A 21,873-nucleotide genomic window follows, 5' to 3' on the forward strand; every position below is an offset into this window, starting at 1 on the left:
TGCTATAAAAAATGCCAGGCTTTGAATAAATCAAAGCTTGGCATTCCAAATTCTTATTGGACGCTCATTATAAAACCATTTGGTCCAAGTGGAGTAGGAAGGGTATTTTCGAAATTAAATATTTCCCACTGCTCCTGTACTATATTTTCTAATTTCACTTCAGTTCCAAAGCTTGCTGCGGTCAATGCGAATGCTTCAATTAATCTTGTAGCCTCATTTGGCTCCATCGATTCTAAATCCAATGGTTCGTTAAATTTGATAACAGCTGTCCCTTCTCGATCTTCATATGAGTAAGTAATATTCGATGGGATTACAGAAGTGTACATGTCATTATCTACGTTTTTCATTTCACTAAATGCTTCAGCAAGTGTTTCATAAGAAGCTGAAAAATTTGGAGTTAAATATATATTTCCATTTTGGGCACGGTAATTATAGTAATTATGTTGACCTTTCGACCCTTCTAATTTACTCGGCTCATCTAATATGCCTACTTGATCCCATTCAAGTGGAGAGCCGTCCTCATTTAAAAGAGCTATTGAATCAAAATCCGTAAAAATTTCATTTAGAGAGCTCCAATACGGTACCGATGTTCCAGACGCTGTGTCATATCCATGTCCAGTAGGAAGGTAATGCTTTAGTAATTGATTATCCGCAACAAAATACCCTTTATAAGGATGATACTCTGTAAATCCGAGCGACTCCTCATTAATCAAACTTGCATAACGTTCATACAACTGTAAACTATTTGGTTTCATATCTGGAAAATCTGCTTCCACTTGCTCTTTTGGAATAATAATTGTGACAGGTACAGTTAATGCATTTTCATTGAATGAAAAATGAAACACAGTACCTCCATTTAAATCACCTTCATAGACAGCATATCTTTTATCTATTGGTTTTAATTCTATATACGATTCCATTATACTAGTCATTTTTGACATATCGTCCGATGATTCAGTTTTACTTTCTTCACTTGTTATGGCAGCATTCTCTGTAACATCCATTGACTGCATACTTTCTTCTTCACTGCTCTTCTGTTCCATTTTTTCGCTAGTGCTATACTGCTTCATTGAATTATCATTATTCAGATAGGAAGAAACTAAAAAAGTGAGAAGAAATATGGAAGCAATTGAAATAACTAAAGGTAACCATTTGGATTGAATCCTACGTGAAGAGTATTTAGTTGATTCTTTTTCGTGACCTAATACCTCTTGTTTTACCCGATTATACACATCTTCTTTGGAACGATGATCTGTAAACTTGGGCATTTGGTTCAGTAATTCATCTAGTGTCTCATCATCTTTTTTCCAATCACTCATGATGAACCTTACCCTCCTTCTTTGTTACAGATAATCGTTCACGCAATGACTTTATAGCTCGGTGTTGTGTTGTTTTCACTTTTCCTTCTGACCAGTTAAGTATTTGTGCTGTTTCAGCAATAGATAGCTGCTGAAAATAACGCATTATGATAACCATTTTTTGATCGCCAGTGCAATCATCTAGAGCAGTTAATAGAGATTTCATTTCGTCATTCAATTGAACTAAATCCTCTGGAAGCATATCTGACGATGCAAGTTGCATCGTTTCCCAATTAAAGGATTCGAACAACCTTTTTTTTCTCACTGATTGCTTTCTAAAATGGTCGATTGCTACATTTTTAGCAATAGAAAATAGCCATGTCTTCTCAGAACTTTTCCCCTCGAATCGGCTATAAGCCCTTAAAACGCGAACATACACTTCTTGGACCAAGTCTTCCGCAGTCTGTCTATTTTTAACCAAATAGATCAGAAACTGAAAAACGTCTTGATGATAATTATCATACAAGCGGTGGAAAACGGAGTCATTCATAAGCTCCCCCCGTTCTTACAATTAGTCGTTCATGAACTGTTTTTGTTTCAATTAGTTAGAGGTAATCGGATAATGAATTTAGTACCAACACCTAGTTCACTTTCCACAGATAAATTACCATCATGACGTTCTATTATATTTTTAGCAATTGCTAAACCAAGACCTGTTCCACTCTTTCCTCTCGTTCTTGCTTTATCCCCTTTATAAAAACGTTCGAAAACATAAGGAAGGTCTTCACTCGGTATGCCATAACCTGTGTCTTCCACTTCCATCACAAATTGATGGTCGATTTTCGAAATTCTAACTGTGACAGATCCTTTTTCCGTATGACGTAGAGCATTGTCAATTAAATTTGTCAGCACTTGTTCCATACGATCTTCATCGATTTCTAGCGTCATAGGCTCAAGTAAGTTTTGTTCAAAATTTAAACGAAGATTTTTTTCTTTCGCTATTTGATCAAACTTTTGAGTAATTCGTTCAATTGTAGGTATTACCAATACTTCCTCTTTAAAAATACTTAAGTAGCCTGATTCTAAACGTGCTAAATCTAATAATTCTGTTACAAGTCTTCCCATTCGTTTAGATTCATCATAAATGATTCGAATCATCTCTTTACGGTCTTCCTCCGTCGTCACAACATCATCAATAATCGCTTCACTATATCCTTGTAGCATCGAAATTGGGGTTCTGAGTTCGTGTGAGACATTGGCAATAAAGTCAGAACGCATTTTATCCAGCTGGTGTTGTTCTGTCATATCTCTCAGAACTACAACTGCTCCCCTAACCATCTCTTTACTGTAAAGAAGACTTATAGAAACGGAGAAATAGGAACCTTTAATTTCTAATTCTTCATCTATCTCCTCTTCATTATGGAAAACGTGATCCAGTAAATGGTATAGTTCTGCAGGCAAATGAGAATTATCAGCTACTTCATTATTCATATGCCATTTTTGCATTAAAAGCTCCGCTTGTGGATTACTTACTTGCACGTTGAAATCTTTATTAAAAGTAATCACTGCATCTGTCATGGAAGTTAATATGTTTGATAGCTGTTCTTTTTCTTGATTAATCACTTCCACATGATGCTTTAATTGACTTCCCATTCGATTGAATGCGGTTGCCAATCCTCCTATTTCATCCTTTTGATGATAGGAAACTTTTGCTTCAAAATTCCCTTTTGCTAGTTCTGAAGCTGCTTCTCGCATAGAGCGGAGCGGAGAGGTGATCCTAGAAGTTAAGAAAAACGAAAACATGGTAGTTAGCAATAAAGCAATAAATCCTGATAAAAAGACAATGTTCGTTGTTTGGTTGGAGGTTTTGTTTACCACGTCTAAACTTTGATATATAAATACACCGCCATGTATTTCATTATTTGACTCCAAAGGAGATGCTAGTATAATATATGATTCCATCTTATTCTCTTCTGTCATGGACGGCATTAACATTTTTTTAATAATTGTATCGTTAGATGTATAAACTTTTGTAAGTTCTTTATCTTTAAGTATTTTATCTCTAATAACATCTTTCTTTAAACCATCGTGAACAGACAAAGAAACGGAATTCGAATCTCTAACAATTAAGGCACTTGTTTCTGTACCAAGTATATCTTCTATAATTTGAAAGGAATCTTCCACCTGGTTGTACTCTTCCACTATTTTCCCTATAGTAGCTGCCTCTTGTCTTAAAGATTCTTCCGCTTGCTCTGTATGGAAATCTGTTAAGAATTCTAGCATTAAAACGGTTACAATAAACAACACAAATAAGACGAGAAGCAATATGGTTCCCCATAGCTTCCCGACAACACTATTCCAAATTCTATTCATTGACAACCTCAAATTTGTAACCTACACCCCAAACAGTTACGATCATTTTAGCCGCCTTTTCAGATACTCTATTTAACTTCTCACGTAACCGTTTTACATGGGTATCGACTGTTCTCAAATCTCCAAAGAAATCATAATGCCAAACTTCTTTTAACAACTGTTCTCGATCAAACACTTTGTCTGGTGCTTTTGCTAAAAAGTAAAGTAACTCATATTCCTTTGGAGTTAAGCTTACTTCAACACCATCTGCAGTAACACGATGTGCATCATGATCAATAGTTAAATGAGGAAATACTACAATATCTTTTGAAGCAGAAGCTCCTTGAATAGGTGACAATACAGCAGAGCGTTTTAAAATAGCTTTAATGCGCAAGACTACTTCCCTTGGACTAAATGGTTTTACTATGTAGTCATCAGCACCAAGTTCAAATCCCTCGACTCTGTTTGCTTCTTCGCCTTTAGCAGTTAACAATATGACCGGTGTTTCCTTATGTCCTCTTAATTCAGTAATTACTTCAATACCGTCTTTCTCAGGCATCATAATATCTAATAATATACAATTATAATCATTCTCTAAGGCAAGTTGTAATGCAATTTCTCCATTTTCTGCTTCTTCAACTTCGTAACCTTCACGTTCTAAATACATTTTTAACAATCGACGGATACGTTCCTCATCGTCTACTACTAAAAGCTTAATCATTTCAGACATAATATCATACCCTTCTATCAACTTCTAATATATATTGTACAATTAGTCGTACTAAATTGAAAGAAAAGCTCCTATCTCTTTAAGAGACAAGAGCTTTTTCGTTTATTTATAGAATAGAATATTAAACTCTATCGCTACTTGTACAGACTTCATACACTATTCCCCGAGAGTTATATAAGCACATAAGCAATTCTATTAAGCGTAAGAGTGTAAGCCAGCAATAATTAAGTTTACTGCTATTAAATTGAACATAATAATTATAAAACCAATTAAAGCTAGCCAAGCAGATTTTTCACCATGCCAACCTTTAGTTAGACGTAAGTGAAGGAACACTGCGTAGAACAACCAAGTAATAAGCGCCCAAACCTCTTTTGGATCCCAGCCCCAGAATCTAGACCATGCCTCATGTGCCCAAATCATTGCAAAAATTAGTGCTCCTAAAGTGAACACAGGGAAACCAATAAGAACTGAACGATACCCAATTTCATCCATATATTGAGAGTTAGCTTTTTTAGCAAATGGTTGCAGCACAGCTGCTATAGGTTTGCGTAAAATTAAACGCAGTATTACATATAATATTGTTCCAAAAATAACAGACCATGTAACAATCGTAAGTTTTTTAGCATTTACTAATGGCGGCATTTCCACCAGTGGTTCCATTGCATTTTCTGTGATGGCTTCTGATTTATTCATTCCAAAAATAGCTGGCATGTTATATTCCATTTCAGCTGCATTACCTTCTTTATTTACATAACTATATTCAGCCCTATAGTCTGCAATTGTAAATGCAGTCGTAGAAATGACAAAACCAAGAACTAAAACAACCAAATACATAACTGCCTCTATCCAAAAGCTCTGTTTTGATTTTTTTGTCAGATCAATATTTTTTAGAAGCCAAATTAATCCTGCAACGGCACTAATGGCTAAAATGGATTCACCAAGTGCCGCAGTAATTACATGGACAGTCAACCAGTAACTTTTAAGAGCCGGGATTAACGGGGTAATATCTCTTGGGAACATACTTGCATATGCAATGATTAATACGGCAATTGGTAATGCAAAAAGCCCAAGAGAAGGTACTCTATAAATAAAGTAAATTAAAATAAATGCCCCTACAACCATCATCCCAAACGCAGTTGTAAACTCAAATAAATTACTAACCGGAGCATGTCCAGCTGCAATCCATCTTGTAAAAAAGTAACCAAGATTGGATATAAAACCAATAATAGTAACTGTAATCGCTAATTTTCCCCAGCGATCAAATGATTTTGAAGTAGTATTCTCCGAGCTAGAACCTTTTACTGCTCCCCCGAATAAAAAAGTTGCAACTAAATAAGCAATAAATGCTATTAATAATAAGGTACTACTAAGTGATACCAAATCCATAAAACTAGACTCCTTTCTCTTTTTCCGCTTTAGCGTCTAAATCTTGTTGGTCTTCATAAGGTGGAAGAATCGCAACTTTTGAAACTGCATCTAAGTCTTTTTGAATACTTAACCAGTTTTTGTTTGTATGTGCTGCAATTACAACTTGCCCATCTTCTAATTGCTGCAACCATATACGACGATGATTCCAGTATGAACCTTGGGCTACCCCAATCATGAAGATCAGTCCGCCAAGTCCGAGTAAAGGAAGCGTTAAATCTTTGCGAATAGTTAAACCAGAAACATCTCTTGTCTCAACGCTTTGGAATGCAATCTTATGCTGATTTTCGCCAAGTGGCTCTAATGTTTCTTTGATCATTACAAAGCTTGTTTCTCCTTTTGGAAATTCCGGACTATACATTTTCACCAAAAATGCAGGATTATTAGGAAGCGGCGATTGTGATTGTGGAACTCCATCTTCAAAACCAGTGAAATCCGCGTAATAATCCATAATTTCCACTTTGTAGCCATCTTTTAACTGATATTCTGCTTGGGGATTAGCCAAATCAATTGTAAATTCCCCGAAAGACTCCTTAGAAGCTTTGTCTTGTAATTGGAATGTCATAGATTTTAATTCATCTAAACGGAAATCCATTTGGAAGACAGAGAAGTTATCAAATTTAAGCGGTTGATTCACTTGAATTGATTCTTCTTTAATAGGTTTTAAATCATCAGGTTTTCCTGCAATTGCATCATCTGCACCTTTATATAACACAACATCTGATTGATAATTTTTAGCAATTGTTCCAACTCGGTCAATTGCTTCACCAAACACTTCTTCCGACTCTTCCTTTGAATACGTTTCATAAATAAAATCTTTGCTTTCCAAGAAGTATCCATTTGTCTTTGGTATGTAAAGTGTTTCTCCTTCTCTTAGCCACATTGTTTCATCCACATAAAATCCCGGTATAGCTCTCAACATAACTCCAAATAAGAAGATAATTAGACCAAGATGATTCACATATGGGCCCCAACGAGAAAAACGACCTTTTTCTGCTAAGATTGCATTTCCTTCTCGTTTTACTTTATAGCGCATTGTATTCAGTTTTTCTTCTGCTTTATTTAAAGAATCTAATGGCTCTTCCACATTGCCAATTCCATAAATACGCTGACGACTTAAAAAACTGATATGTCTTTTCGTTTTTTGTTTCTTAAGAGATTTATAAAGTGGAATTACACGGTCTAAACTTGCAATAACTAATGAAATCCCTAACATACCAACTAATGTTTGGAACCACCATGAGCTATATAAGTCTGATAATCCCAATTCATAATAAACTTTCCCGAAAGTACCATATACTCTCTCATAATACGCGGCAATATCTGCTTCCGATACCGCAGGTACATAGAACACTTGTGGTAATATTGTCCCTATCGCAGCCGCCACTAAAATAGCAACAATTATCCACATACCGACTTTCACACTAGAAAAGAAATTCCAAATCTTATCAATAATTGTTTTGTTATATGTTTGAGACCTTCTAGCAGATCCTTCATAACGCATGTCTACTAGTTTTTTTTCTTTTATTTCTTGTGATAAAGGACGACCACAGCTTTCACATAACTCTGTACCAGCTGGGTTTACGTTACCGCATGTACAAACTATTTTGTCCATTTATACGAACTCCTTTAGGAAGGTTTAACCTGTTCCATAAAATTAGCAATGTCTTGCTCTGTCATTTCACCTTTTATAATTTTCTCAATACGACCTTCTGGATTAATTAAAAAAGTAGTTGGCAGGGGATCGATATTATATAGTTCCATTACACTTTTATTCCGATCAATTGCAATAGGAAAAGTTAAACCATATCGATTAACAAAGCTATTTACTTTTAAATCAGATTCCCCAATATTAATTGCCAGTGTTTGAACACCCTGATCCTTATACTCATTGTACTGGTTGTCCATTGCTGGCATCTCTGTTGCGCAAGGTTTACACCACGTACCCCAAAAATTTAAGAAAATACCTTCACCTTGATAATCAGAAAGTTTATGCTCGTTACCATTCATATCTACTAACATAAAATCTGGTGCTTTATCACCTACTTGAAGGACGGCGTTTTTTTCTTTGTTTAAGTTGGAGTAAACAGTAAACACAATTGCAAATGTAAGCACTACCAAAATAACAGTTCTTATATAAAAACGCTGTTTTTTAGTTTGAGCCATTTCATTTTCCTCCATTTCCAAACATAACCGACACTATTATACCAAAATAAATACACACAAAAATTAAGACTTATGACTGCTTTGTGAACAAAAAATCCTTTATTTCCCTACCTTACCTGTTTCAGCTAGAACTCTTAATTGTTTGACCTCATGAGTAGTAAGCTCTCTCCATTCTCCCGCATTTAAACCATGCAGTGTTAAAAAACCAAACTGCTCACGCTTTAATTTTTGCACAGGGAAACCGATTGCATCAAACATACGACGAACTTGTCTATTCTTACCTTCATGAATTGTAATTTCTACAATAGCTTTATTTGTCTTTCTTTCAGAAGACAATAGTTTTACCCGAGCAGGAGCAGTTTTTCCATCCTCTAAAACAATTCCACGTTCTAGGGGACGTAATTGTTCTTTTAATGGAATACCTTTTACCCGCGCTACATACGTTTTATCTACTTTGAATTTAGGATGTGTTAAAGCATAAGAAAAGTCTCCGTCATTTGTAAGTAATAATAAACCTGAAGTTTCGTAGTCTAATCTTCCTACAGGATATAGACGCTCCGTAACATGAGGTAAGAGATCGGTCACAGTTTTTCTACCCTTATCATCCGATACAGCTGATATAACCCCTCTAGGCTTATAGAGTAAATAGTAAACTTTTTGCTCTTTTTCTAATTTAACTCCTTCTACTTCCACTGTATCCGAATCCGATACTTTTATTCCGAGTTCCGTGACTACTTTACCGTTTACTTTAACTTTTCCTTGTAGGATCAGTTCTTCTGATTTTCTTCTTGATGCTACCCCTGCATGAGCAAGTACTTTTTGTAATCTTTCCAATTAATTCACCTCGTCCATTCTTTCCACTAACATGAGTGAATTATGTCATACTTTCAGCCAAATTAAAAGAAGACAGTCTTTTTAGAAAAACTGTCTCCTCCGATTGTTTATTTTATTTTATCTACTTTAAATCGTAAAGCAAGTTCATTATTAATGTAGACATTCCACATATATGGATTGGAATCTTTTTTCCTTGGTATATGTAAAACATTTTGGAGTTGCTCTTTTTCATCTTTGTTTAATAGTAATATATAGTCTTTTTTAACCTTGATTACTTCTTTATTAAAAATTTTATATTTACCTTTTTCCACTACTTTAACGTTTTCATAATTTGCGAAAATATTATCAGCTAATGCAGTATGTGTCTTCCAATCATTTGAGTTATTCAATGTCACAACGATTATTTCTTTCGAACCATCTTTAAAATAAGTAACAAGCGTTCTGCCTGCTCTTTTTGTAAAACCAGTTTTACCAGCAATAGCTTGATCTGAATAATGGAGAAGTTTATGTTTGTTTTTCCAAATCACATTTCTCTCTTTTGGTCGAAACGTTTTGGCGGAAGCTATTTTCTCAAAATCTTCATCTTTAAGGGCAAGTCGAAGCATATTAGCCATATCTATTGCAGATGAATAATGATCATCATGATGAAGTCCTGACGGATTAGTAAAATGTGAATTTTCTAGTCCTGCAAGTTGCATTTTCTCATTCATCATTTTGACAAATCCTTCAACCGACCCCCCTGCATGTTCAGCAAGTGCATAGGCAGCATCGTTACCCGATTGTAAAAGAAGACCATAAAGAAGAGATTCTACAGTCCATACTTCACCAGCTTGTAAATATAAAGAAGATCCTTCTTGCGAGGCTGCTTGTGTTGAAATCGTAATTTCTTCATCTAAATCAGAAGCATCAAGAACTGTTAAAGCTGTCCAAACTTTTGTTAGACTAGCAATCGGTAGCTCTGCATGAGCATTGCTTCCCTCTAGTAATCTACCAGAGTTAACATCAATGGCTACGTAAGAGGAAGAAGCCTCTACACCAGTTGTTTGCCAAAGTAGCAAGAACATCAAGATAAGCAGTGTTTTTTTGAAAATTTTATTTACTCCTCTTTAATTTATTCCTGATTTACAAATGCTTCCTGGAACTTCGTCATAAACAAGTCAGTGTCTTCCATATCATCCACTGCAATTTCATCCGGAAGTGGTGGAAGTGCTGAAATATTCTTTAATCCAAAATATTGAAGGAATTCGTTTGTAGTACCATATAAAATGGCTCTACCAGTGCCTTCTGCTCGACCAACTTCTTGAATAAGACCTTTAGCAGATAAAGTATAAATTGGTCGTTCTGATTTCACCCCACGGATGTCCTCTATCTCAACCCTCGTGATTGGTTGCTTATACGCAATAATAGCTAGTACTTCTAAGGATGCTTGAGAAAGAGACTGAGTAGTGGGATTCTCAACCAATTTTTGTATGCTTTGTACATTTTCAAGCTTAGTTACTAATTGATATGTACCTGCTAACTGTTTAATGATGATACCTCTTTCTTCCTTACTCTCGTAATCTACTATCATTTTTTCTATAGTTTCTGTAATCTGTTGTTCTGTCGTTTCACTCAAAAATGCTAGTTGTTTTATTGTTAAACCATCATCTCCACTTACAAACAACAAGCTTTCAATTTTACTCATCAATTTCATCGTCGAATTCACTTTCAAAATCTTCCTTTCGCAATAGAACAAATAATTCCTCAAAATTGCTTTTTTGTTCTACTTGAACAATCTGCCGCTTCATTAACTCTAGTAAGGATAAAAAAGTTGTTACAATTGTCGTTTTATCCCTAGTAGGAAAAAGATTATAAAAAGATATTTTCCCCCCACTTTTCTTTAAAGTGGATATAACATTTTTCATCTGATCTTTTATCGAAATTTCTTGTTTACTTATTCGAGTATGAAGTGGAGCATTCAATTGTTTCCTTCTAAGCATTTTTTGGAAGGCACCCAACATATCATACACATTTACATCAAGTTCAAATAATGCTAACTGCTTACTATCCTGAAAACCACTTAAATCAGCAGGAGGTCTTGTATAAAAGAGACTAGAAGATTCCTCCATCTCTTGTAGATTACTTGCCGCTTCTTTGTATTTCTTATATTCTATTAACTTTAAAACTAATTCATCCCTTGGGTCATCTAACGAAAGATCAAAATCATCATCCATTTCGTCATCTTGATGTATAGGGAGTAACATTTTACTTTTAATGGATAATAAAGTCGCTGCCATCACTAAATACTCGCTAGCTTCATTTAACTCGAGCACCCGCATAGCATGTATATGCTCCATATATTGTGATGTGATCTCCGCCATTTTAATATCATATATATCTATTTCCAAACGATTTATTAAATGTAATAATAAATCCAGAGGTCCTTCAAACGCCTCCGTTTTAACTTCATAAGACATAAAACTCCACCTATTATCGGTTTTTAACATCATTATAGAGGAAAGGTGATACTATTGCATCCTACATTCCATCCTAATTTCGTACAATTTATAAAAGAATTTAATGTGACACACGATTATTTTGAATGTCACGAGGTATTAGAAGATTATTGGAAAGAGGTTGCCCCAAAACAAAAAAGTCATCCTTTAACCGCGTTAATATTAATGTCTACAAGTATGTATCATTGGCGTAGGGGAAATAATCCAGGAGCTCTAAAAACCATGCAAACGAGTATAAAACGGTTAATAGAAACTAGTGGCTCACCTTTTTATGAAACCATTGATTATAGTAATCTAATACAGGACACTGCAAGTTCATTAATACATATGCAAGAAAACGAACCATTTCAGCCTTTTCTTGTTTCTATTAAAGATCCGCATTTAAACTCATTAGTAGAAAATTACAATATCGAAACTAGTTATGATAAAAATTTTCTTATTCATAAGCATATGCTAAGAGATCGTTCAGAAATACTTGCAGAGAGAGAAAAAAGCAAAAAAAGAAGAAATGACATTTTATAATGTCATTCTTCTTTCTTAACAGAACTTTAATCGGAATACATTAAGAATCTAAACCTCTTCATCTTCTGTCTTACATTTTTCGTAGAAAGCTTTAATATCCTCTGATGGTTGAATAGATGTTGTATGTAAAATAGATGGCAAATTCTGTATCATATCTTTTCCTATACCTTCTCCTCGATGAGAAGGATTGACTGAAATATGTTGAATGATTCCATCTGTACCATTCATTCTAACACCAATTAGCCCTACTAGATCTTCATCTTTTTTCCAAAGAAACAAATGCCACTCGGGATCGGTTTCATATAGATGAATTGTTTCCAATAGTTTTTTCACGTCTTTCTCGTGAGGCATAAAGGAAAGTAGTCCCATTGATATTTTTTCAAATGTTTTTTTATAACGTAGCAACATAGTTAAGACCCTCTTTTAATTTCTTTAAAAGAATATTTTTACGTGACAATTTTTTCAATTACAAATTACTATTAGGAGCTATAAAGAACCAGTATATTAAACCCCAAATAATTCCAGCTAAAAGTAAAATAAGAAACAGAATAATGTTTTGTTTTTTCATCTTGTTTCACTCCTTTTCTAATGATAAAGGAAGGTCAAGATGGACAATATCTTCCAGCGTTTCTCTTCTTACCGCTAATTGATGTTTGCCATTTTCCACAAAAACGACTGCAGGTCTTACTAAACGATTGTAATTGCTAGCCATCGAATAGCCATATGCTCCTGTGCAAAACATTGCTAAAATATCCCCTGGCTCCGCTTTAGGTAATGAAATTTGTTCAATTAATTTATCACCTGATTCACAACATTTACCAGCGATTGTATAGTTTTCAACATTTTTTTCACCCATTTTATTTGCAATAACTGCATCATAAAGTGCTCCATACAATGCTGGTCGAATATTATCGGACATACCACCATCAACTGCTAAATACTTCCGTACATCTGGTACTTCTTTTTCAGAACCTATTGTATACAGAGAACTACCTGCATCTCCAACTAGTGATCTGCCTGGTTCAATCCAAATTTCTGGCATTGCCAAGTTAACTTCTTCCACTAAATCTTTAACAACCTTTATCATTTCTCTCACATAAACAGACGGCTCAAGAGGAGAGTCTTCTTCCGTATATTTAATACCGAAGCCCCCACCTAAGTTTAATACAGTACACAGGAATCCATAATTATTATACCATTCAATCATTTTTTTGATTAATTTTTCGGCTGCAACTTTAAATCCGATTGTTTCGAAAATTTGAGATCCAATATGGCAATGCAATCCAAGTAATTGAATATAATCATGTTGATAAACTTCTTGGAACGCTTTGTCAGCTTGTCCATTTAACAAATCGAATCCGAACTTGGAATCTTGTTGCCCTGTTGTAATATAGTCATGTGTATGTGCTTCTACACCAGGAGTAACACGCAATAGAATATTTACTTTTTGATTGTGTTCTTTAGTTAACGTATCCAATAATTCTAATTCATAGAAATTATCTACCACGATACAACCTATTTTATGCTCAAGCGCCAACAATAATTCTTCTTTGCTTTTATTGTTCCCATGAAAGTGTATACGTTCAACAGGAAATCCAGCTTTTAAAGCGGTGAATAACTCTCCTGCCGAAACGACATCAAGAGATAAATTTTCTTGCTTCATTACTTGATACATTGCGACACTTGAAAATGCTTTACTTGCATAGGCAACTTGGGCTTGTACATTTTGTTCTTTAAACGTGTTATTAAATCCACGTGCACGCTCTCTAATTAGCGACAAGTCATATACAAATAGTGGTGTCCCATAAGTTTTAGCTAATTCTGTACTGTCGATTCCACCAATTAATAAGTGTCCTTTTTCATTTACAGCATGCTTTGATACCATCACCATGTCTCCCGCCTCTTTTCCTCTATTTCTATATGAACTTTACCACAGAAAATGAGGCAAATGCAATGTTATTCATGACCTTTTGCGAACAGGCGCTCGTGTAATAAAAGGTCTTTTTGCATCTGCAGGCATAGGAAATCTTATAAAAATACGTAAAAAAGCCTTAGGAAAGAAAGGAACAACTGGCCATAAATAGGGAACATTCAAAGGTTTCACCGAGCACACATACCAAAACAAAATTACAAGAGCGATGAAAAACCCGTTTACGCCAAATATTGCAGTACTCAACAAAATAAACAATCTGAAAATTTTTGTCGTTATACTTAACTCATAAGATGGAATAGCAAATGTAAAAATTGCAGTGATTGCTGTATACAAAATTACTTCTGGAATAAACAAACCTACGTCAACAGCCATTTGCCCGATTACCAATGCTGCAATAATTCCCATCGCTGTAGACAATGGGGTAGGTGTATGAATCGCTGCCAATCGCAGAAATTCTATACCAACATCTGCAAATAGAATTTGTAATAAAAGTGGTATTTCACTTAGCTTCTTCGGCCCTAAGAACTCTAATGCTTTAGGGAGAAATTCAGGATGCTTCGCAAATAAATACCACAAAGGTAAAAGAAATAAACTTAGTAGCACTCCTAAGTATCGCAACTGTCGTGCAACTGTACCAATTATAGGAGCCTGCCTATATTCTTCGGCATGCTGAAGATGATGAAAAAGTGTTGTCGGAACAATAATGACAGACGGTGAAGTATCGACAACGATCACAATATGTCCTTCAAGTAAATGAGCTGCTGCAATGTCAGGTCTTTCGGTGAATCTTACAAAAGGCAAAGGATGAAAGCCTTGTTTAAATAACCATTCCTCCAAGGCTTTATCCGTCATCGTGAACCCGTCATGATTAATTTGTTTTAGCCTATCACGAATCTGACCCAAATTATCTTCATTGGCTATGCCCTTAATAAAAGTAATTGCTATGTCTGTTTGACCTAAATTTGATACTTGATGTAATTCAAACCGCAAATCGGTATCACGGATTCTTCTTCTGATTAATGCCGTATTTTGTACGATATTCTCTGTAAAGCCATCCCGAGAACCCCTTACTACTTTTTCATTATCTGGCTCTTCTGGCTGTCTACCTGGATATGATCTTACATCTATCGTATATACAGAGCCATTTTTTAATATAAATGTAACTTGTCCACTAAGAAGTGCTGCAAGCCATTTTTCCTTCGAATCATATTCTGTAATGGCGTGATAAGGAAAGTAATGCTCCATTACTCTATTCTCATCTAAATCTGTATGCCAATTATTATCTTGGACATTTGTTAACAATTCAGTAAGCACTAGCCCATCTACTAGACCATTTATATAGACAAGCAGTACTGGAAATTCGTATAAATGGGTATGCAATATTCCCACATCATACGATTCATTGACGCCAAACTTTTCTTTTAAGTACTCTTCTGCTTCTGACATATTAGAAAATAGCGGTTTCGTTTTAATCACCCATCTTTTGCTTTTGGATTATGCGCAAAACCAGCAGGTACCAACCAAGTTTTAAGCTGAGTTAAGATTTTCTTCTCTAATCTTGAGACTTGTACTTGAGATATACCTAATCGTTCTGCAATATCGCTTTGAGTACAGTCTAGGTAATATCGCAAATAAATAATCATCTGTTCTCTTTTTTCTAACTTTTCTACTAGTTCTCTAAGCGGTATATGATCAAATGACTTTTCAGAGCGCTCATCTTTCATTTGATCCATCAAAGTCAAAGCATCTCCACTTTCATTTTCATATAGTTGTTCTTGTAACGAAGCTGGATCTCTTAATGCATCTGTTGCCATGACTATTTCTTCTCTTGAAACTTCTAAAATACTTGCTAGTTCAAGTATAGTCGGTTGTCGTTCATGCTTTTTCATGAAGTCATCTGTTGCGTGACGGATTTTAAAATTCAGCTCTCGAATGGAACGACTAATTTTAACCATCCCATCATCTCTTAAGAATCTTTGAATTTCTCCAATAATCATCGGAACTGCATACGTGGAAAACTTAACTTCATAACTAAGGTCAAACTTATCGACGGACTTCATTAACCCAATACAACCAATTTGAAACAAATCTTCTAAGTCGGCCCCTCTTGATGCAAACCGTTGCACAATAGACCAAACAAGCCTCGTATTACCCTCAATCATCTGCTGTCTCGCTAATTTATCACCTGATTGCGATAAAGCAATTAACTCCCTCATTTTTTCTTGTGTAAGTAAAGTAGTCGGCTTATTATTCATCATCATTAGACAATCCTACATGACTCTTGAATTGGTACAAATTTCTTCGTAATGGTTACCGTTGTCCCCCTATCAGGAATAGAGTAAATGTCCACGTCATCACTAAAGCTTTCCATAATGGTAAACCCCATTCCAGAACGTTCTTCCTCCGGTTTCGTTGTAAAAAGAGGCTCACGTGCTTGATTGATATCTCGAATTCCTCTGCCAGAGTCAACAATAGAAACAACTATTTCTCTACCTATTCTTTGCGCATGAATTTCTATTTTCCCAACACCATCTTCGTCGTATCCATGAACAATTGCATTTGTTACCGCTTCTGAAATAACTGTTTTAAATTCCGATAATTCCTCAATGGTTGGATCAATTTCAGCAATAAAGCTAGACATTACCATTCTAGCTAACGCTTCATTCTCACTTTTGGCAATAAAAGATAATGTGATCTCATTGTCCATAAACGATTCCCCCTAAATTTGACATAATTTCAATTTCTGATTCGTTATAAATATATGGGCTTAAACCTGCAAACTCGAAAATTTTCTTCATCGTAGGGGATGGATTTACAATAATTGTTTGTCCATCTACTGGTGCAAGTTCGCGCATTCTACCAAGAATTAGACCGATTCCAGAGCTGTCCATAAAATGTAAATCTTTTAAATTCCAAACTATTACTTTAATAGAACCATTTTTGATCATCGGTACTATCTCATTGCGTATATCATGAGTTCCATGATGATCTAATTCACCTTTTAATCGAATAATAATTATTTCGTCTCCGACTTTTTCTACTTCGTGATACATAAAATCGCCTCCTCTGATAGCGCTATTCAACATTCACAAATGAAAATCCTTGCGCTTGACAAAAGTAGAAAAAATCATTGTTTTTTAGTTCATTTTCGACAAAGAATTATTCATTCCTAGTATAGGAATATTATTCTATTTCTAAACAAAAAATAGGCATCTCGCAAAAGTTTTTTTAAACTTTCGCAAGATGCCTACTTGTAATAAATTTAAGCTGTTATAATTTCATAAATAAGTGGTGGGGCTTCTTTTTGTGTATCTGCAATTTCAATGTTAGCAGTTAATTTGTCTAATACTTCTTGTACATTTTCTGTATTAGCATATAGGGTTGCAAGTGATTCGCCCTTCTTAACGTAATCACCAACTTTTTTCTGTAATACAATACCTACTGCAAGGTCGATCTCTGACTCTTTCGTAGCTCGCCCTGCTCCTAATAGCATTGCTGCAGTACCAATTTCATCTGCTTCCATGAACGTGATAAAACCATCCTGTTTAGCTGGAACATTAATGGTATATTTTGCTTGAGGTAACAATGAAATATCATCAATAATCGCATCGTTCCCACCTTGACTCTTAATAAACCTTTTAAAAATATCTAAAGCAGTACCGTCTTCTATAACTTTTAGGAGCATCTCTCTTGCTTCCTCTAACGAATCGGCTTTTTCTCCTACCACAACCATTTGGCTTCCTAAAGTCAAGCAAAGTTCCGTTAAATCTTTTGGTCCTTTTCCTTTAAGCGTTTCAATCGCTTCAATGACCTCTAGTGCATTTCCAATCGCATACCCCAAAGGCTGACTCATGTCTGAAATGATAGCCATTGTCTTTCTTCCGACATTATTACCGATGCGCACCATTGCTTTTGCAAGCTCTCTAGCATCTTCTGTCGTTTTCATGAATGCTCCCTCGCCAGTTTTTACGTCTAAAACGATTGCTCCTGCTCCAGCTGCAATCTTTTTGCTCATAATGGAACTTGCGATAAGCGGTATACTATTTACGGTCCCAGTTACATCACGAAGTGCATATAACTTCTTATCCGCAGGAGTTAAATTACCACTTTGACCAATAACAGCGAGTTTAAGTTCGTTGACTTGTTTCTCAAACTGTTGTGGAGAAAGCTCAACATGAAACCCTTCAATTGCTTCTAGTTTATCGATAGTACCGCCAGTATGACCTAGACCTCGTCCACTCATTTTAGCAACAGGAACGCCACACGCAGCAACTAACGGACCTAGTACAAGTGTAGTTGTATCGCCAACTCCCCCGGTTGAGTGTTTATCTACTTTTATCCCTTCAATAGCAGACAAATCTATCTGCTCCCCTGAGTTTACCATTGCAAGCGTTAGATTCGCTCTCTCTTCATCATTCATATCTTGAAAGAAAATAGCCATTAGGAACGCACTGACTTGATAGTCTGGAATGGTATTATTCGTATATCCTTGTATAAAGAAGTCTATTTCAGCTTTCGTTAAAGAATTTCCGTCTCTTTTCTTTTCAATAATATCAATCATTCTCATTGTTTTGACCCGCCCTTTATTTTAGTAAGGATAAAAAGCTTTCTCCAAATTTCGTTTTTGATACTCCAAAGTTTTCGGCAATAGTTGCCCCGATATCAGCAAATGTGTTACGTAAAGGAAGTTCTTTCATCTCTTTTAACAGTGGAGAATATACTGTCAAAGGAACAAATTCACGTGTATGGTCCGTTCCCGGCATTGTAGGATCATTCCCATGATCTGCAGTAATAATCAATAAATCTTCTTCTGTTAACTTTGGTAAGACTTCTGTTAAGCGTGCGTCAAACTCTTCTAAAGCTTTCCCATATCCAAGTGGATCACGGCGATGCCCAAATGATGCATCAAAATCTACTAAATTTAAAAAGCTTATGCCAGTAAAGTCTTTGTCTAATGTTGTGATGAACTTATCCATTCCATCCATATTATCTTTCGTGCGTTCGGTAGAAGTTATTCCTTCCCCATTAAATATGTCGTTTATTTTGCCTAAAGCTATCACATCTAAACCAGCATCTTGTAATTCATTCATAACTGTTCTTCCAAAGGGCTTTAAAGCATAATCATGTCTATTGGATGTTCGTATGAAGTTTCCAGGTTCTCCGATAAATGGACGTGCAATAATTCTTCCAACTAAATATTCAGGTGAGAGAGTTAGTTCTCTTGCAATTTCACAAATCCGATATAGTTCTTCAAGTGGAACTATTTCTTCATGTGCAGCTATTTGGAGTACTGGATCAGCTGAAGTATACACAATAATTGCTCCAGTTTTCATATGTTCTTCACCAAGTTCGTCTAGTATTGCAGTACCACTAGCAGGTTTATTACCAATTACCTTACGTCCAGTTTTTTCTTCTAAAGCTGAGATTAATTCTTCTGTAAATCCATTAGGATATACTTTGAAAGGTTTATCGATGTTTAAACCCATGATTTCCCAATGACCCGTCATAGTATCCTTTCCTACAGAAGCTTCTTGCATTTTTCCATAATACGCTGAAGGATGCTGGACAGGTGAAATACCTTTTATCGTTTCAATATTTCCTAACCCTAGTTTTTGCATCTCTGGCATGTTCAAGCCGTTCATTTTTTCAGCAATATGTCCTAAGGTATGTGATCCTGCATCCCCAAATGCTTCCGCATCTGGTGCCTCACCTATTCCAACTGAGTCCATGACGATGACATGGATACGTTTAAATTTACTCATCTTATTCCCTCCCACTATTTACTTCTAGTTTACCAAAATTTTTAATAAAGTACAGGTCAGACCTCTGACAAATTTTAAAGTTATGCTCTTGGATGAAATTGTCTATAAACTTCTTTTAAACGAGTTTTACTTACATGTGTATATATTTGTGTCGTTGAAATATCTGCATGACCAAGCATCTCTTGAACCGCTCGTAAATCGGCTCCATTTTCAATCAAATGAGTAGCAAAAGTGTGCCGAAGTACGTGTGGAGTGATTTCTTTTGTTATTCCTGCATTCATAGCATGCATTTTTAACAACTTCCATATCCCTTGTCTAGTTAATCTTTTTCCTCTTTGATTAATAAAAATGGCATCCGTCTTCTCAGTAGCTTTTAATAATTTTGGACGTGCCTCTTCAATATAATTTTGGCACGCTTTTATAGCTGCTCCACCTAATGGAATAATACGCTCTTTCCCACCTTTTCCAAAGCAACGAACAAATCCCATAGTTAAATGTAAGTCTTCCAAATTCAAATTTAGACACTCACTAATACGCATACCACTTGCATACATTAATTCAAACATTGCTAAATCTCGTTTACCTTGAGGCTTTGAAACGTCGATACTACTTAATAAATTGTTTAATTCTTCTACGGAAAGGAAATTTGGTAATTTTTGATCCATCTGTGGAATTTCCAAATGGATGGTGGGATCCTGGTTTGTCACTTTATCTCTCAACAAAAATTGATGAAACGAACGAATCGAAGAAATATGTCTAGCAATAGATCTTGGACTTTTCCCTTCTGACTTTAACTTTCGTAAGTGAATAAGAATATTCTGGCGCTCTACTTCATCTAAACTATGTAATTTTTGTTCGTTAAAAATATGATTTATATAATCCATTAAATCTTTTTTATAGGATATTAGTGTGTTATCTGCCAATTGACGTTCAATCCGTAAAAAATGCAAATAATCTTCTAATTGAAGCATTCCTTTTTTCATTGTTTACCTCCTTATAAAAAAAAGGATAGCAATTTGCTATCCTCAGATTGTTGATAAATACTTCCTTTAAATCTATTTATCTTGGCAACGGTGGCATATTCCGTGAAAAGTTAATCGATGGTCCTTAATTATGAAATTCCATTTTTTTTCAACGATCGCTTCCACGTCTTCTAATAAATCTTCTTGAATTTCATCTACTGCTCCACATTCAATACAAACAAGATGGTGGTGAAAATGAGCGGCTCCCTCTTGTCTTAAATCATAACGCGATACGCCATCTCCAAATTGAATCTTATCGACAACATTCAATTCATTTAATAATTCTAATGTACGATAAACTGTAGCAAGCCCTATGTCAGGAGATTTCTCTCTAACTAGTAAAAATACATCCTCAGCACTTAAATGATCTTCTTCATTTTCAAGCAATACTCGGACTGTCGCTTCGCGCTGTGGCGTCAGTTTATAGCTCGCACCAGATAATTGTTTTTTTATACGATCAATACGGCTTTCCATATGACGCCTCCTTAAACTTCTTACATTATACCAAATAGTGAATTCTAATGACAAGAGATTCACACGATAATAATTATTAATAAAAACTAATTATTAAATAATACAAATGGTATAACAAAGAACTCTATAATTATAATAATTATATAGAAGGACAACGTAAACAAATTAACCCGATTTGCTAGAGCTAGAAGAAGGATGCAATATACTAATTGAAACGGAAACCACCAAAACACGTATGGATAAGTGGATTCTTGGGTTTGTAATAGATAACTAGAACAAAAACCATAAAAAGTAATCTTAAATGCACAAATAACTAATATTAGTTTTCGTAAATATCGGTGTTGATAAAATAAAAAAAATACAACTGCTATCATCAAGTGCGGAAAAATAGTTTCTAGAAAAGTAGGTTGTTCTGCCAAGAGAACACGAGCGTCCAAGAGATTAATAATCCATTGCTGTTGTTCTGTAGTACTTTTTTCGAATAGTATTAAACCACCAATAAAACTAAATACGAGCACGCATAATGAAATGAAAATAGTATAAGTCTGGTTCGATTTGAACACCTCCCTATCTATTTCCATCATATGCTTGTACAAAGATTAAATATGCCAACATAAACTCAAACAAAACTATTTAAAATATAAATATCTAAGTTAATTTCATAATAGGGAAATAAATATTGAAATCCAAACAAAGTGGATTTCCACTTCAGGTGGACGCTTTCCGCGGGCTTGGCTTCAGCCTCCTCGGAGCTCTTGCTCCTGCGGGGTCTTCAGCTCAAGCTAATCCCGCAGGAGTCGCCGCCTTCCGCTCCAATCACGTAATCATAACTCTATTAAAGGAATATTTTAAAATAATTC

The 21,873-nt window shown here is 35.2% G+C and carries 22 protein-coding genes; 1 reads left to right on the forward strand and 21 read right to left on the reverse strand.

Features of this window, described 5'->3' with window-relative positions; translation table 11 throughout:
* Nucleotides 1-53: 53 nt before the first annotated feature.
* The 11 genes from AM499_RS08630 to AM499_RS08680 all read right to left on the reverse strand — a co-directional run bounded on the left by AM499_RS08630 (nucleotide 54) and on the right by AM499_RS08680 (nucleotide 11,261).
* Nucleotides 54-1,319, reverse strand: a complete 1,266-nt coding sequence (locus tag AM499_RS08630; protein ID WP_053589823.1) for a hypothetical protein — start codon at nucleotides 1,317-1,319, stop codon at nucleotides 54-56.
* The gene (gene sigX / locus AM499_RS08635) at nucleotides 1,312-1,848 is read right to left on the reverse strand and encodes an RNA polymerase sigma factor SigX (RefSeq protein ID WP_053589824.1); all 537 of its coding nucleotides are present in this window, start codon (nucleotides 1,846-1,848) and stop codon (nucleotides 1,312-1,314) included. The genes AM499_RS08630 and sigX overlap by 8 nt, the downstream gene beginning before the upstream one ends.
* A gap of 47 nt (nucleotides 1,849-1,895) precedes the next feature.
* Nucleotides 1,896-3,671 (reverse strand): ATP-binding protein, encoded by a 1,776-nt coding sequence (locus AM499_RS08640; RefSeq protein WP_053589825.1) that lies wholly within the window; start codon nucleotides 3,669-3,671, stop codon nucleotides 1,896-1,898.
* The gene (locus AM499_RS08645) at nucleotides 3,664-4,380 is read right to left on the reverse strand and encodes a response regulator transcription factor (protein ID WP_053589826.1); all 717 of its coding nucleotides are present in this window, start codon (nucleotides 4,378-4,380) and stop codon (nucleotides 3,664-3,666) included. The genes AM499_RS08640 and AM499_RS08645 overlap by 8 nt, the downstream gene beginning before the upstream one ends.
* Before the next feature lie 195 nt (nucleotides 4,381-4,575).
* On the reverse strand, nucleotides 4,576-5,766 hold the full coding sequence (gene ccsB, locus AM499_RS08650; RefSeq protein WP_053589827.1) for a c-type cytochrome biogenesis protein CcsB: 1,191 nt from the start codon (nucleotides 5,764-5,766) through the stop codon (nucleotides 4,576-4,578).
* A 4-nt stretch (nucleotides 5,767-5,770) separates the two neighbouring features.
* Nucleotides 5,771-7,420, reverse strand: coding sequence for a cytochrome c biogenesis protein ResB (resB, locus tag AM499_RS08655; protein ID WP_053589828.1), 1,650 nt, complete (start codon nucleotides 7,418-7,420; stop codon nucleotides 5,771-5,773).
* 14 nt (nucleotides 7,421-7,434) lie between these two features.
* Nucleotides 7,435-7,971 carry a thiol-disulfide oxidoreductase ResA gene (gene resA / locus AM499_RS08660; RefSeq protein WP_156316776.1) on the reverse strand — a complete coding sequence of 179 codons (537 nt, stop codon included), beginning with the start codon at nucleotides 7,969-7,971 and terminating at the stop codon, nucleotides 7,435-7,437.
* Between the two features lie 99 nt (nucleotides 7,972-8,070).
* Complete coding sequence (locus AM499_RS08665; protein ID WP_053589829.1) at nucleotides 8,071-8,805, reverse strand: pseudouridine synthase; 735 nt, start codon at nucleotides 8,803-8,805, stop codon at nucleotides 8,071-8,073.
* A gap of 107 nt (nucleotides 8,806-8,912) precedes the next feature.
* Nucleotides 8,913-9,869, reverse strand: coding sequence for a D-alanyl-D-alanine carboxypeptidase family protein (locus AM499_RS08670; RefSeq protein WP_053589830.1), 957 nt, complete (start codon nucleotides 9,867-9,869; stop codon nucleotides 8,913-8,915).
* A 47-nt stretch (nucleotides 9,870-9,916) separates the two neighbouring features.
* Nucleotides 9,917-10,498, reverse strand: coding sequence for an SMC-Scp complex subunit ScpB (gene scpB, locus AM499_RS08675; protein WP_053589831.1), 582 nt, complete (start codon nucleotides 10,496-10,498; stop codon nucleotides 9,917-9,919).
* Nucleotides 10,482-11,261, reverse strand: a complete 780-nt coding sequence (locus AM499_RS08680) for a segregation/condensation protein A (protein ID WP_053589832.1) — start codon at nucleotides 11,259-11,261, stop codon at nucleotides 10,482-10,484. The genes scpB and AM499_RS08680 overlap by 17 nt, the downstream gene beginning before the upstream one ends.
* A 54-nt stretch (nucleotides 11,262-11,315) precedes the next feature.
* Between AM499_RS08680 and AM499_RS08685 the strand changes: the two genes are divergently transcribed.
* Nucleotides 11,316-11,822, forward strand: a complete 507-nt coding sequence (locus tag AM499_RS08685; protein WP_053589833.1) for a DUF309 domain-containing protein — start codon at nucleotides 11,316-11,318, stop codon at nucleotides 11,820-11,822.
* A gap of 48 nt (nucleotides 11,823-11,870) precedes the next feature.
* Here AM499_RS08685 and AM499_RS08690 read toward each other — a convergent pair whose 3' ends face one another.
* From AM499_RS08690 to fur, 10 genes are all read right to left on the reverse strand, one after another.
* A complete protein-coding gene (locus AM499_RS08690) occupies nucleotides 11,871-12,230 on the reverse strand; it encodes a GNAT family N-acetyltransferase (RefSeq protein WP_053589834.1) in 360 nt (119 codons plus the stop codon).
* A gap of 166 nt (nucleotides 12,231-12,396) precedes the next feature.
* Nucleotides 12,397-13,713, reverse strand: coding sequence for a diaminopimelate decarboxylase (lysA, locus tag AM499_RS08695; protein ID WP_053589835.1), 1,317 nt, complete (start codon nucleotides 13,711-13,713; stop codon nucleotides 12,397-12,399).
* A gap of 69 nt (nucleotides 13,714-13,782) precedes the next feature.
* A complete protein-coding gene (locus AM499_RS08700) occupies nucleotides 13,783-15,201 on the reverse strand; it encodes a spore germination protein (RefSeq protein WP_053589836.1) in 1,419 nt (472 codons plus the stop codon).
* Between the two features lie 26 nt (nucleotides 15,202-15,227).
* Nucleotides 15,228-16,016 carry a SigF/SigG family RNA polymerase sporulation sigma factor gene (locus AM499_RS08705; protein WP_053589837.1) on the reverse strand — a complete coding sequence of 263 codons (789 nt, stop codon included), beginning with the start codon at nucleotides 16,014-16,016 and terminating at the stop codon, nucleotides 15,228-15,230.
* On the reverse strand, nucleotides 16,016-16,462 hold the full coding sequence (spoIIAB, locus tag AM499_RS08710; RefSeq protein WP_053589838.1) for an anti-sigma F factor: 447 nt from the start codon (nucleotides 16,460-16,462) through the stop codon (nucleotides 16,016-16,018). Before spoIIAB ends, AM499_RS08705 begins: the two co-directional genes overlap by 1 nt.
* Nucleotides 16,452-16,808, reverse strand: a complete 357-nt coding sequence (locus tag AM499_RS08715) for an STAS domain-containing protein (RefSeq protein ID WP_053589839.1) — start codon at nucleotides 16,806-16,808, stop codon at nucleotides 16,452-16,454. The genes spoIIAB and AM499_RS08715 overlap by 11 nt, the downstream gene beginning before the upstream one ends.
* A 209-nt stretch (nucleotides 16,809-17,017) precedes the next feature.
* Nucleotides 17,018-18,322 (reverse strand): pyrimidine-nucleoside phosphorylase, encoded by a 1,305-nt coding sequence (locus AM499_RS08720; protein WP_053589840.1) that lies wholly within the window; start codon nucleotides 18,320-18,322, stop codon nucleotides 17,018-17,020.
* Nucleotides 18,323-18,338: 16 nt separating this feature from the next.
* Nucleotides 18,339-19,517: a phosphopentomutase gene (gene deoB / locus AM499_RS08725; protein WP_053589841.1), complete on the reverse strand. Its 1,179-nt coding sequence runs from the start codon at nucleotides 19,515-19,517 to the stop codon at nucleotides 18,339-18,341.
* Nucleotides 19,518-19,597: 80 nt separating this feature from the next.
* The gene (gene xerD / locus AM499_RS08730; RefSeq protein WP_053589842.1) at nucleotides 19,598-20,500 is read right to left on the reverse strand and encodes a site-specific tyrosine recombinase XerD; all 903 of its coding nucleotides are present in this window, start codon (nucleotides 20,498-20,500) and stop codon (nucleotides 19,598-19,600) included.
* A gap of 72 nt (nucleotides 20,501-20,572) precedes the next feature.
* The gene (gene fur, locus AM499_RS08735) at nucleotides 20,573-21,013 is read right to left on the reverse strand and encodes a ferric iron uptake transcriptional regulator (RefSeq protein ID WP_053589843.1); all 441 of its coding nucleotides are present in this window, start codon (nucleotides 21,011-21,013) and stop codon (nucleotides 20,573-20,575) included.
* Nucleotides 21,014-21,873 lie beyond the last annotated feature (860 nt).

It is taken from the genome of Bacillus sp. FJAT-22090, assembly GCF_001278755.1.
In the GTDB taxonomy this organism is placed as follows: Bacteria; Bacillota; Bacilli; order Bacillales_A; family Planococcaceae; genus Psychrobacillus.